An 11,929-nucleotide genomic window follows, 5' to 3' on the forward strand; every position below is an offset into this window, starting at 1 on the left:
TGTGGCTTCACAGCGGCTTCACAGAGGCATCACCAGCGCCGTCGGCGCCAATGCCTTGAATCTGATGCTGAACGACGCGCCTTGACCCGGGGCGGAGCGAATGCTCAATGTGCCGCCGATTTGGCGACTCAAGTCATCCACCAACTGCAGGCCCAGCGAATGCTGGCGCCGGGCTTCAAAATCTTCGGGCAAGCCCGCGCCCTGGTCGCTGACGCACAAGCACCAATCGCCCAGGGCCGGATTGGTCTCTTGGGTTTGCAAGCTGACGCAGATTTCGCTTGGCCTGTTGGCGTCCTCCGTGAGGCCATGTTTGAGGCTGTTCGAGAGCAATTCATTGACCAATAGTCCGCACGCGGCGGCCTGATCCATGCCCACCGTGACCGAGCCCATGTTCAGCCGCAAAGCCACTTTTTTGTCGTCAAAGACCTGCGCCTTGAAGGCCTGGTTGGCGACCTGGCCCAGATAGACACCCAGGTCCACCGAGGCAAACGTGCCCGAGCGGTAGAGCGACTCATGCAACTGCGCCATCGCACGGATACGGCCCTGCATGCTTTGCAGCACCGCCTTGGTGTCGACCACCTCGCTGCGCCCCGCCTCCAGGCGCAGCAGGCTGGAGATCACCTGCAAATTGTTTTTGACCCGGTGATGCACCTCTTTGAGTAGCGCCTCTTTTTCGCGCAAAGAGCTTTGCAAGGCCTGCTCGGCCAACAGGCGCTGGCTGATGTCGACATCGACACAGAACATCTCTGCGGCTTGGCCGGGCGTTTGCAGCAGCACATGGCTGGAGATGACCGAAACCCGGCTGCCGTCCTTGCGCTGCAGCGTCAATTCGCCGGCCGGAATAGGCCGGCCCGTGGCGGCCATCTGCGCCATCGCGTCGGCCACGGTCGCGTGCATCTCGGGCGGAATGATCAGGTCAAGCAAATTGCGCCCGATCGCTTCCTCGGCCGTGTAGCCATACAGCAGCTCGGAGGCGAGATTCCAGTAGGTGGTGCGGCCGTCCATGCGGTAGCCTTGTACGGCCACGGTGGCGATGGTGTGCAGCACCTGGTGAAAACGGATCTCGCTCTCATGCAAGGCCCGCTCGGCTTGGCGGTGCTCGCTGATGTCGGTCATCGCGACGCGCAACTGAGCGCCCGTGCTCGCGCAATGCAAGCGCACGGGCAGCAGCGAGCCGTCGCTGCGACGCAGGTTCAGCTCCAGGCTGGCCCTGCCTTCTGGAAGGTTTGCAGGCTCTTGCAGGTGCTGGTAGAACTCCCGCCAGCGCTGCAAGTCTTGGCCGGCCACCCAAAAGTTGAAAGGGCTGCCGATCAAATGCTGGCGCTCAATCCCCAAGAGCTTGACGACACAAAGATTGACTTGTTCGATGCAAGCGGCGCCGTTGATCGTGAAATAGCCGACCGGCGCAAAGTCATACAGCTCGGCATAGCGGTCGCGCGAGGCTTCCAACTCGCGCTGAGACGCGCGTAAAGACTCGTTCTGTATTTCGAGCTCGATCTGGTACACGCGCAGTTCATGGAGCAAGCGCTGTTGTTGCTCGAGTTGCTGCTCGGGCTGCTGCTCAGGTAAAGCAGTGCCAGCTGCCGCCGCAGCGGCAGCTTCATCACGCAGGGCCCGAACTTCTGCGGCGGCGCGCAGCGCCGGATCGCAAGGCTCGTGCTGTTCGATGCTCATGTGGGTGCGACTGGCTCATCCATCAGATAGGCCTGTAAAGCCTCGATCGGCAGCGGGCGGCTGTACAAAAACCCCTGGCATTCATCGCAGCCCTGGGTTTCCAGAAAGCCGCGCTGTGCCTCGGTCTCTACGCCCTCGGCAATCACGTTCATTGCCAGGCCCACACCCAGGGTGATGATGGCGCGTGCAATGGTTTCGTCCTTGGCCAAGCCGGGCAATTTGGCGACGAAAGACTTGTCGATCTTCAGCTGATCCAGCGGCAGCTGTGCCAGATAGTTCAAAGACGCATGGCCGGTGCCGAAGTCATCCATAGAGATATGCAGACCCAAACATTTGAGTGCCAGCATGGTGCTTATGGTGGCGCCTATGTCTTCGAGCACCAGGCTCTCGGTCAGCTCCAGTTTGAGTCGCTCTGGTCGGCAAGCGCTGGCCGCCAGCATCGCCTCGATCTGCAACACAAAGTCGGCCTGCCTGAATTGCCTGGCGCTGACGTTGACTGCAATTTGCAGGTCGGCGGTGCGCGGGTCGGCCTCCCAAAGCTTGAGTTGTTGGCAGGCGGTGTGCATCACCCATTGGCCAATCGGCAGAATCAGGCCGCTGTCTTCGGCCAGCCCGATGAAGGCATCGGGCTGCAGCAGGCCCAAGCGGGGATGCTGCCAGCGCAGCAGCGCCTCCACGCCGACCATGCGCCGCTGCATGTTCACCTGCGGTTGGTAATAAAGCCGCCATTGACCCTGCTCGGTGGCGAGCCGCAGTTCGGCCTCCAACTGCACGCGCTCGTCCTGCTCAAGCTGCATGGTGGGGTCGAAAAAGCGCAGCCGGTCACGGCCCGCGCCCTTGGCCTCATACAGCGCCAGATCGGCATGTTTGAGCATTTCGGCCACTGTGTCTGGCGCGCGAAACAGCGCCGCGCCTATGCTGGCCTTGCAATGGTAGTCAAAACCCTTCAAATCGAAGGGCGGGGCCAGCAGCGCGCGCAGCGAATGGCCCACCACGGCCGCCGCCTTGGCCGCCTGCGTCTGCGTGTCGCCCAGCTCCAGCACCAACAGCACGAATTCATCGCCGCCCTGGCGCGACACCGTGTCCTGGCTGCGCAGCGCCTCGCGCAGGCGTTGCGCCACCGCAATCAAGAGTAAGTCACCCACGTCGTGGCCCCGCGAATCGTTCAATTCCTTGAAGTTGTCCAGGTCGATGAAGAACAAGGCACCGTATTGGCCGCTGCTGACGCTGGCGGCCAGCGCCTGCTCCAAATGCAGTTGCAACAGACGCCGATTGGGTAGCTGGGTCAGGCTGTCATGAAAGGCCAGCCTATGGATCTCGGCACTGGCCCGCTTGGACTCGCTGATGTCGCGTGAGATGCCGACAAAATGCGTCAGCTGGCCCTGTGCGTCGAAAAGCGGCGAGATCGTCAGCTCGTTCCAGAAGGACCCGCCATCCTTGCGGTAGTTGAGAATTTCCCCTGCAAACTGACGCCGCTCGCGCAGCGCCAAACGGATCGTCTCTATCGTTTTCGGATCGCTGTCCCGGCCTTGGAGAAAGCTTGGACGTTGCCCTATGGACTCGGCCGCGCTATAGCCGGTGATCGCCTCGAAGCCGGTGTTGACCAAACACAGGTGGCCGTCGGCGTCGGTGATGTGCACGCCCTCGGTGATGGCCCCAAGCGCGGCGTCACTCAGGCGCAGTCTGGCCTCGCTGGCGCGCAGCGCTGACACGTCGCTGAGCATCACGCGCAGCCCGGTGGCGCCCTCGGCCTGCATGCTCGCCTGCATGCCCGCTTGCGTGCGCAGCCCGCATTCCACATGGGCCAGAAAATGGCTGCCGTCACGTCTTTGCAGCAGCAATTCGATCTGCTCGATTCGCTCGCCCTGCGCGATCGCTGTGCTTGCCCCTGCCTTTGCTCTTGCTTCTGCCTGCCTCAGGCGCAGGCAGAGCTGCTGCCAAGCCCCTTGCTGCGGCTCCGAAACCCAGGCGATGAAGCTGCGTCCCAGCAGATGAGCGCGCTCTTGCCCCAGCAGCTTGACGGCCGTCAGATTGGCCTGCTCGATCAGGCCATTGGCGCTCAGCAAGAGATAGCCGACCGGCGCGAATTCATACAACTCGGCAAAGCGGTTCCTCGATGCTTCCAGCGCCCGCTGCGCCTCGCGCAAGGCCTCGTTTTGCATCAGCAGCTCGATCTGGTGGACCTGCAGCTCATGCAGCAGATGCTCAGGCTCGAGCGCCGGCGCCGCTGTGGCACCTGCCAAGTTGGCAGCCCAAGCGGCCTCGGCGACCCGGCCCAGCGCCAGCCGGGCTTCGTCGGCTTCTGCTTCGGCAGACGCGGCTGCGCCGGCGTCAGGGGCTGGGTCGGTGGCTGGCATCAGGCGCTCCTTGAATCTATCCGGCCGCCTGCACTTCAATGGCCACCATCGCCAGCAAAATCAATTCGGTTTCCCCGGCCGAAGTGATGATGCGATGCGCATTCAAGACCATGCGCTGCGGCCCCAGTCCGGGGAAGTCATGCCTGACTTCATAACCGTCTATAGCCTGGTTTTTGAGCAGGATGTTCTCCAGCAGCTCGCGCAGCGCAGCGATGTTCCATTGACCATTGCCCAGCTCGTAGATCTTGCGGCCAACCGTGTCGGTCGGTGCGACCTTGAAATGCGCATAAAAACTGCGGCTGGCCGACACCACCTGCAGCGCCGCGTCCAGCACCAGCAGCGGCTCGCTGACGGTGTTGACGATGCCTTCGGCCAAGTCACGCGCCAATTGCATGCTCAGCTGGGCCGCGTCCTGGGCCGCCATTTGAGCGGCCACTTGCTTGGCCGCGCTCAGCTCAGCGGCAGCCTGCGCGGCGGCCAAACTGGCGCGCTTGAATTCGCTCACATCGGTAAAGCTCACCACCACACCTTCGATCACATTGTCCAGCGTGCGGTAAGGCTGGATGCGGCTCAAATGCCAGGCGCCATCGGCGGTGCTGACTTCGCGCTCGATCGGGATCAGGCTATCCAGCACGGCTTGCAAATCGGCCTGCATGGCTTGGTGCTGTGCAGCATCGAGATTGCAAGTGATATCGCTCAAAGGGCGGCCGACATCGCTGGGGATCAGCCGGTAGATCTTCAGCGTGGCCGGCGTGAAGCGGCGTATGCACAGCTGGTGGTCGAGGAAGAGGGTGCCCGAACCAATGCTGTCGAGCAGGTTCTTCATATCGTTTTGCACGCTGGTCAGCTGCTCGATACGGCTGTTCAGCTCGGCATTGACAGTGATGGTCTCCTCGTTAAGCGACTGCAACTCTTCTTTGGAGGTTTCCAGCTCCTCGTTGGAGGACTGCAGCTCCTCGTTGGTGGATTGCAGTTCCTCGTTGGTGGACTTCAGCTCTTCATTGAAAGCTTGCTGCTCCTCGTGGGTGGCTTGCAAGGTCTCGTTGGCAAAGTTCAGCTTGCGCTCCAGCTCCTTGATGCGCAACTGCTCGACGCTCGCAGCCTCGCTGCCGGCGCTTGAACTTGGGTTTATGCTTGAGCTTGCGCCTGCATTCGAGTCGCTGGCCTGCTGCAGCTCTTCAAAGCTGATTTGCAGCATGGGCTGCTGGTTGGCCAGCCTGGGCAGGCCGCGCACGCTGAATCTAACCGGCGAGTAGCCACCATTGGTTTTGACAGAAACCAGCTCGCTCGGCCAGCCAAGTGCGGTGCTGTTCACGGAGCCAGGGCCTGGGCCGGTGCTTGAGCCAGTGCCAGGGCCAGAGTTGGTGCCTGCGGCCGCCTGCAGCAGCGCCGTGCGCAAGCTGGGCAGCAAACCCTCGCGCGCCATCTCCAGCACGTTGAAGCTGGCCGGGCCGGGGGCAGGGCGCAGGTAGCGGCCGGTGTCGCCGTGGATGTAGAGGATGTTGCCCTCAACATCGGTGGTCACCGAAGCCGGGGCGAAGGCCTGCAAGAGCTGGCGGTTGCTGATCTCGGCAATCTGTGCGCCGAGCTTGTCGGTGCGTGCGGCAATTGCGCTTTTGGGATTCACATGGACTCCTGTTGTACCGACTTGCGGGGCCACGGCAAGCATTGAAACACCGGACAAGAGGTCAATCTTGCGATCACGGACCATACTGCCCTGTGGGCCTTCATGACGGGCCTGGTAGAACTTCCACTTGCGGTCCAGCGGCGCAAACAACTCGGGCTGATTGGTGATGCTCTCCGAAGTGGATAGAAGCAAAAGCCCATGGGGTCGCAGCGCGTAATGAAAAGTGCTGATCAAGCGCTGCTGCAACTCGGGCTCAAGATAAATCATCAGGTTGCGGCAGCTCAGCAGGTCAAGCCGGGTGAAGGGCGGGTCCTTGATGACGTTTTGCACCGCGAACACCACCATGTCGCGGACCTCCTTCTTGACCTTGTAGCTGCCACCTTCCTCCTTGTTGAAGAAGCGGCGCAGGCGCTCGGGCGTGATGTCCAACGCGATGCTGGCCGGGTAGCGGCCGGCTCGCGCCACCGCGATCGCCTCATCATCCAGGTCGGTCGCGTAGATCTGAAACGTCAGCCCCGCCACATGGCCTGTCAAAAGCTCGCCCTGCAGTTCGTGCAAGAGCATGGCGATGGAGTAGGCCTCCTCGCCGGTCGAACAGCCAGCGACCCAGACGCGGAACACACTGCCGGCCGGCTTGCTCTCCAGCAAGGGCGGCAGCAGGCTCTGCTTGAGCATCACAAAGGCTTCGGGGTCGCGAAAAAAGCTGGTCACATTGATCAGCAACTCGCGGAACAAGAGCTGGGCCTCGGCCGGGTTCTCTTTCAGCATGCGTGCATAGACGGCGTCGTCCTCAATTTGATGCAGCGTCATGCGGCGTTGGATGCGCCGGCCTATGGTGCTCTTTTTGTAGAGCGAAAAGTCATGCCCTACGCTGGCGCGCAGTTGCAGCAAGATCTTGTTGAGCGCGCTGGCATTTCTGAGTGGCGCCACAGCTGCCCGCGGGGGCTTGTAGCCGTTTTGTTTGCTCAAGCCCTTCAGCAGGGCTGGCATCTGCTCGGCTAACAGGACATGCTTGGCGAGACCTGCTTTGATGGCACTTTGCGGCATGCCGTCGTAGCGGGCGCTGCTGGGCTCTTGCACCAGGCTGGTACCACCTGCGTCAAGCAGGGCGCGCAGACCCAGCGTACCGTCGCTGGCGGTGCCCGACAAGATGATGCCGATGGCACGTTCGCCTTGGTCGGCCGCGAGCGAGCGCAAAAAGCCATCAATCGGCATGCGCTTGCCGCGCGCCACATCCGGCAGCGTCAGTTGCAATTCGCCGCCCAGGATCGCCATATCGCGGTTGGGCGGAATGATGTAGACGCTATTGGCCTCAACCTTGGTTTCGTCCACAGCCTGCACCACCGGCATCTGGGTGCTGCGCTGCAGGATCTCGACCAGCAAACTCTCGTGACCGGGGTCCAGGTGCGGTATCAACACAAAGCCCAGGCCAGTGTCGGCCGGGCAAGCCTTGAAAAAAGCCTCGAAGGCTTCCAAGCCGCCGGCGGAGGCACCGATGCCGACGATGGCGCATGGGCCAGTAGACGAAACGGGATCAGGTGGCGCAACTTGCACAAGTGGTACAAGTGGCACAAGCGGCGGCACAAGCGGGTGCACAGGTTCGCCAGGCGCAGCCTCGACCATCGTCTCAGCTTTGCTATTGGCGGAATCTTGTTCAGGAGTCATGAAGGCTTGTAGGGGTGTTGCACTCGTAGAGTATGGAACGCCTGTCAAGCCACCGCCAGCCCTAGGCGGAAAACCGAGGGAAAACCCTATAGATTGCGGCAAGTTGCCGCTCAATTCAGGCGCTAGTTTGGCCTCCACACAACAGTTTGCGCTGCCTAGATATGCAGCCAGGCCAGCGCGCCGAGTACCACCCCCACCGTGCCCAGTGCCAGCGTGACACCCGTCATCCAACGGTTCTTGGTCAACAGCGCAATCGCGGCCATCGCGATCGAGACCTGCAGCACCGTGGTCGCCTGTGCCCAGCGATGATGCAAATGGATTTGCTCGTCGCTTTGGTGGTTCCAATCGCTGGATTCGGCCTCGAGCTTTTCGGCCTTGATCTTGATTTCGGCCTTCTCGCTCTTGTAGCGCTCGATCTCTTCGCGATAGCGGGTTTTTTTGTCGTCGCCGACGAGTTCCACCGCCAACTCGGCCAGGTTTTGCTTGCTGCTCTTGGCCTGGTAGAAGGCCCATTGGTTGGCGGCCTCGGTCTTCTTGATCGCGGCCTCGTTCTTGTACAGGCCCGCATTGGCCTGGGTGGCGCCGCCCATATAGGAGAAGCTGGCGCCAATGGTGGCCAAAATCGCCGTCAGCACCGCCAGCTTGCCGGCCATGCCCTTAGGCTCGTGCTGAGCCGCGTGTTCGACCTCATGGTCATGCGGGCCGTGAACGTGAAAGCCGTGTCCGGACATTTTTTATTCCCTCTGTGTCTATGAATCAGATGTGTTGATAGCTGACGAAGGCATAGCGCAAGCCCTCGGGGCTCAGCCCAGGCTCGCGTGCAACTTCCCTGAAGCGCGTTTGGTCCCAGGCCGGGAAGAAGCTGTCGGCATCCGGGTAGGCTTGTTCAAGCTCGGTCAGCTCCAGCCGCTCGGCCAGCGGCAGGGCCAGCGCATAGATCTCGGCGCCGCCGATCACGAATACGCGCTCTTGGTCGGCGCAGGCGGCCAGCGCCGCTTCCAAACTGCTGAATTGCTCGGCGTCTATGCGCTGTGCGTCGGGATTGCGCGTCAGCACCAGATTGCGCCGCCCGGGCAGCGGCCTGAACTTGACCGGCAGCGAGTCCCAAGTCTTGCGCCCCATGATGACCGCGTGGCCCAGCGTCAGCGCCTTGAAGCGGGCGAGGTCGGCGGGCAAGCGCCAAAGTAACTGATTAGCTCGGCCAATGGCACCATCCTGCGCCACGCCGGCGATCAGGCTGATCTTGGGCAGGCTCATACCGCCACCGCGCCCTTGATGGCCGGGTGCGGGTCATAGCCGCTGAGCTCAAAGTCATCGAACGCGTAGTCAAAGATCGAGTCCGGACGGCGCTTGATCGTCATAGTCGGGTAGGCGCGTGGCGCACGAGCGAGCTGCGTCTGCACCTGCTCAAAGTGATTGCTGTAGATATGGCAGTCGCCGCCGGTCCAGATGAAGTCACCCAGGGCCAGATCGCATTGCTGGGCCAGCATTTGCGTGAGCAAGGCATAGCTGGCGATATTGAAGGGTACGCCCAGGAAAATGTCGGCGCTGCGCTGGTAGAGCTGGCAGGACAGTTTGCCATCGGCGACGTAGAACTGGAAGAAGGCATGGCAGGGCATCAGCGCCATCTGGTCCAGGTCGGCCACATTCCAGGCGCTGACGATGATGCGGCGCGAATCGGGGTTGGTCTTGAGTTGTTTGACAACTTCGGCGATCTGGTCGATGTGGCCGCCGCCCGCCTTGGGCCAGCTGCGCCATTGCACGCCGTAGACCGGGCCGAGGTCGCCATCCTCGCGCGCCCATTCATTCCAGATCGTGCAGCCGCGCTCTTGCAGCCACTTGACGTTGGAGTCACCGCGCAAAAACCACAGCAGCTCCAGGATGATGGACTTCAGGTGCACCTTCTTGGTCGTCACCAGCGGGAAGCCCTCATTCAGATCAAAACGCAGCTGCTGACCGAACCAGCTGCGCGTGCCGGTGCCGGTGCGGTCGGTCTTGGCCGTGCCATGCTCGAAGACATGGCGCATGAAGTCCTCGTACTGGCTGCGGACCGGGCGCTGTTGGAAGCTGGAAGAGGGACTGTTCATGGGGGCGGATTCTAAATGGATGCGGTATTCTGTCGGCAACTTCTACAGTCCGCGCAGGTGTCATCATCAAAGCCATCGTTCTACTCCTCAGCCTAACGGCCGGTTTACTCGGCCAAGTCCATGCCAATAGCAATCTGCGGGCGATGAATAATTCGGCCTTTTCGCGCTTCAGCGCGGCCGATCAGGCGCTGCTGCAGGAGCAGGTCAACAAAGCGATTGCGGCCGAGTCTGAGGCGCAGACCTTTGAGTGGAAGAGCGAGAATAGCCGCGCCTCGGGCGTCGTCACACCGCTGGCGCGGGGCAGGTTCAGAGGCATGGATTGCCGCAATCTGCGCATTCAAAACAGCTGGGGCAACCAGCGCGACGAAGGCGTCTTCCGTTTTTGCCAGCAGCCCAGCGGGCAATGGGGCTTGGTCGGGCCGGTGCAGGACTGAAGCCTTCAGCCACCGAACAGGCGTTTGATGGCTGCCTTGCCGCTGTTGCTGTCGTTTTTATCTTTGCCAAGCTCAGGCTTGAGCGCACGCTGACAAGGCTGCTCGCCCGGCTCGGTTTTGAGCAGGGTCCGCTGAGCCAGGATCGACAGACCACCGGTGGCTATCTTGATGCCCAGCGCCGTGGCCTGGGCGGCGCTGCCGGCTGCGTCCAAAGTCAAATGGGGTTGGCGCAATGGCCCTTCCAGCTTGGCCAGACCTGCGAGGTTGGCGGCACTGACACCCAGGCCTTTTTGGGTGAAGGGACGCAGCGCGAGCGCGATGGTCTCTTGGCCCAAATCGAGCTGGCCCAGCACCGCGACGTTGAATTGCTCGGTTTCCAGCGCCACCGAGCGGTCAATCTCGGCCACCCCACGGCGAAACGGCAGTCTAGCGACCGCGCAGTGAATCAGATTGTCCCGGTTGGGAGCCGCACCCGGCGTCAGCGCGTGCAAGGTGCCAGCCAGCAGATCGGTACCCAGCACCGCAGCCCGGCCCTGCAAGGTCAGCATGCGGCCATCGATCAAGAATTGCCCGTCCAAGCTCGAAGCCAGTTGATGCGGATCCTCGCCTTGCGCGGCCAGATCCAGCGCCACCCGCAGCTTGCCGCCTTTGAACGGCGCATGGGCGAGCAGGGCGCCTAGGCCGTCAACGGCCAGATCCTTGCCGTCCAGCTTGAAATGCCAGCGCGGCGGCTCTTGCTGGGTCGCCAGATCGAGCCGGGCCGAAGCGCTCAGTTGGCCGCCGGCCATGGCCCAATGGGCGCTGTCCAGCGTCAAGCCGGCGGCCGTGCTGTGCAAATGCGCTTGCAAACCCCGGATGGGCGGCGCACCCGGAACTTGCAGCTTGTTGATGGCCAAGCTCAGATCCAGCTGCAGCGGCAATTGCGTCGGTAGCGGCCAAGGCTCGCGGCTGAAGACATGCCCCGTTTTGGGGCTGGCTGACTTTGCCGGCGCAGCAGGTTTGGGCAGCAAATTGTTCAGGTTCAAATCCTGCGCAGTCAGCTTGGCGTGCACATGCAGCGGCGTGCCGCCGTCCTCGAACAACTCACCGTCCAGCACCTGGCCGGCCAAGCTCAGCTTGAACGGCTGCAGGGAAAGCTTGGCCTCGCTGCGCCTGAGCTTGGCCGTCAATTGAATGGGCAAGGGCAGGGCTTTCAGCGCAGCTTGCGCCTCGGGCTTGGCCAAGAGCTTGGCCAAGGATTGGGTGTTCTGCAGATCGGCGTTCAGATCCATGCTGAAGTCACCGGCATGGGCACCGAGGGACAACTGGCCGCGCGCAAGCAGCTTCAGGCCTGTGCTGGCCACAGTCAGGTCGAAGGGCCAGGATTCACTGCCACTTTGCAGCACGGCCAGGCCACCAAACACGCCCTCGACCTTGAGCGCCAGCACGCCGACGTCGAGCTCGGCGTCGAGCGCGACGTCGGCGTCCTTGGCGCGCAGATTCAGCGCGGAGATCAGCAACTGCTGATCTTTGGCAATGCGCGGGCTGTGCAAGCTGACGCGCGAATCCAGAAACTGCAGATGGGCCAAGGTGAACTGAGTCTTGCCAGGGGCGGCGGGTGCGCTGTCCTGGCTGGGCTGAGACGGCAGGCTTGACTTGAAGGCCCAATTGCCGCGCCCCTGATCGTCGACTTCCAGCCAGATATCGGCACCTTCAATCGCAATGCGCTGCACTTCGAATTTGCCGCTCAGGAGCGGCTTCAGTGCCAACTCCAGGGCCGCCTTGCGCACGCTCACCATATCGGCCCGCGTGCCCCAGGGCAGATTGGCCAAGTGCAGGTCTTCGACCACGACCGCAATATTGGGCAAAACGCGCCAGCTCAAGCCGCCGTGAATTGCAAACTCGCGCCCGGTGAGCATCTTGACCTGCTCGCCCACCAGTGCCCGGATGCGCTCAGGCGGGAAGGCCTGTTTGAGGGCCAGAAGTCCACCCAAAACTGCCAGCAAGAGCAGCCCGAGAAGCCAAGGCCAGATGGGCCGGCGGCGCGGTTTGGGTGGGTTCAGGCTGGTGTCGTTCATGGCTTGAGCTTTTGGCCTTGATCCTGAA

Annotated in this window: 8 protein-coding genes; 1 reads left to right on the forward strand and 7 read right to left on the reverse strand. The window is 62.2% G+C overall.

Annotated features, from left to right (window positions below):
* Nucleotides 1–18: 18 nt before the first annotated feature.
* From LNV09_RS16960 to LNV09_RS16985, 6 genes are all read right to left on the reverse strand, one after another.
* A complete protein-coding gene (locus LNV09_RS16960) occupies nt 19–1,674 on the reverse strand; it encodes a sensor histidine kinase (protein ID WP_263558255.1) in 1,656 nt (551 codons plus the stop codon).
* Complete coding sequence (locus LNV09_RS16965; RefSeq protein ID WP_263558256.1) at nt 1,671–4,031, reverse strand: putative bifunctional diguanylate cyclase/phosphodiesterase; 2,361 nt, start codon at nt 4,029–4,031, stop codon at nt 1,671–1,673. Before LNV09_RS16965 ends, LNV09_RS16960 begins: the two co-directional genes overlap by 4 nt.
* A gap of 16 nt (nt 4,032–4,047) precedes the next feature.
* On the reverse strand, nt 4,048–7,323 hold the full coding sequence (locus LNV09_RS16970; RefSeq protein WP_263558257.1) for a CheR family methyltransferase: 3,276 nt from the start codon (nt 7,321–7,323) through the stop codon (nt 4,048–4,050).
* A 155-nt stretch (nt 7,324–7,478) separates the two neighbouring features.
* Entirely contained in the window at nt 7,479–8,054 is a 576-nt protein-coding gene (locus tag LNV09_RS16975; protein WP_263558258.1) for a DUF4337 domain-containing protein, read from the reverse strand.
* A 25-nt stretch (nt 8,055–8,079) separates the two neighbouring features.
* Nucleotides 8,080–8,580: a dihydrofolate reductase gene (locus tag LNV09_RS16980; RefSeq protein ID WP_263558259.1), complete on the reverse strand. Its 501-nt coding sequence runs from the start codon at nt 8,578–8,580 to the stop codon at nt 8,080–8,082.
* Nucleotides 8,577–9,410, reverse strand: a complete 834-nt coding sequence (locus LNV09_RS16985) for a thymidylate synthase (protein WP_263558260.1) — start codon at nt 9,408–9,410, stop codon at nt 8,577–8,579. Before LNV09_RS16985 ends, LNV09_RS16980 begins: the two co-directional genes overlap by 4 nt.
* A 143-nt stretch (nt 9,411–9,553) precedes the next feature.
* Between LNV09_RS16985 and LNV09_RS16990 the strand changes: the two genes are divergently transcribed.
* On the forward strand, nt 9,554–9,844 hold the full coding sequence (locus LNV09_RS16990) for an RT0821/Lpp0805 family surface protein (protein ID WP_263558261.1): 291 nt from the start codon (nt 9,554–9,556) through the stop codon (nt 9,842–9,844).
* Between the two features lie 5 nt (nt 9,845–9,849).
* Here LNV09_RS16990 and LNV09_RS16995 read toward each other — a convergent pair whose 3' ends face one another.
* The gene (locus tag LNV09_RS16995; RefSeq protein WP_263558262.1) at nt 9,850–11,901 is read right to left on the reverse strand and encodes an AsmA family protein; all 2,052 of its coding nucleotides are present in this window, start codon (nt 11,899–11,901) and stop codon (nt 9,850–9,852) included.
* Nucleotides 11,902–11,929 lie beyond the last annotated feature (28 nt).

Origin of the sequence: Paucibacter sp. B2R-40 (genome assembly GCF_025717555.1) — a bacterium.
Classification (GTDB): Bacteria; Pseudomonadota; Gammaproteobacteria; order Burkholderiales; family Burkholderiaceae_C; genus Paucibacter_A.

Excerpts from the sequence above, each read along its gene's own strand:
- LNV09_RS16960 (WP_263558255.1), bottom strand. The coding sequence starts at position 1,674 with ATGAGCATCGAACAGCACGAGCCTTGCGATCCGGCGCTGCGCGCCGCC.
- LNV09_RS16965 (WP_263558256.1), bottom strand. The coding sequence starts at position 4,031 with ATGCCAGCCACCGACCCAGCCCCTGACGCCGGCGCAGCCGCGTCTGCC.
- LNV09_RS16970 (WP_263558257.1), bottom strand. The coding sequence starts at position 7,323 with ATGACTCCTGAACAAGATTCCGCCAATAGCAAAGCTGAGACGATGGTC.
- LNV09_RS16975 (WP_263558258.1), bottom strand. The coding sequence starts at position 8,054 with ATGTCCGGACACGGCTTTCACGTTCACGGCCCGCATGACCATGAGGTC.
- LNV09_RS16980 (WP_263558259.1), bottom strand. The coding sequence starts at position 8,580 with ATGAGCCTGCCCAAGATCAGCCTGATCGCCGGCGTGGCGCAGGATGGT.
- LNV09_RS16985 (WP_263558260.1), bottom strand. The coding sequence starts at position 9,410 with ATGAACAGTCCCTCTTCCAGCTTCCAACAGCGCCCGGTCCGCAGCCAG.
- LNV09_RS16990 (WP_263558261.1), top strand. The coding sequence starts at position 9,554 with ATGAATAATTCGGCCTTTTCGCGCTTCAGCGCGGCCGATCAGGCGCTG.
- LNV09_RS16995 (WP_263558262.1), bottom strand. The coding sequence starts at position 11,901 with ATGAACGACACCAGCCTGAACCCACCCAAACCGCGCCGCCGGCCCATC.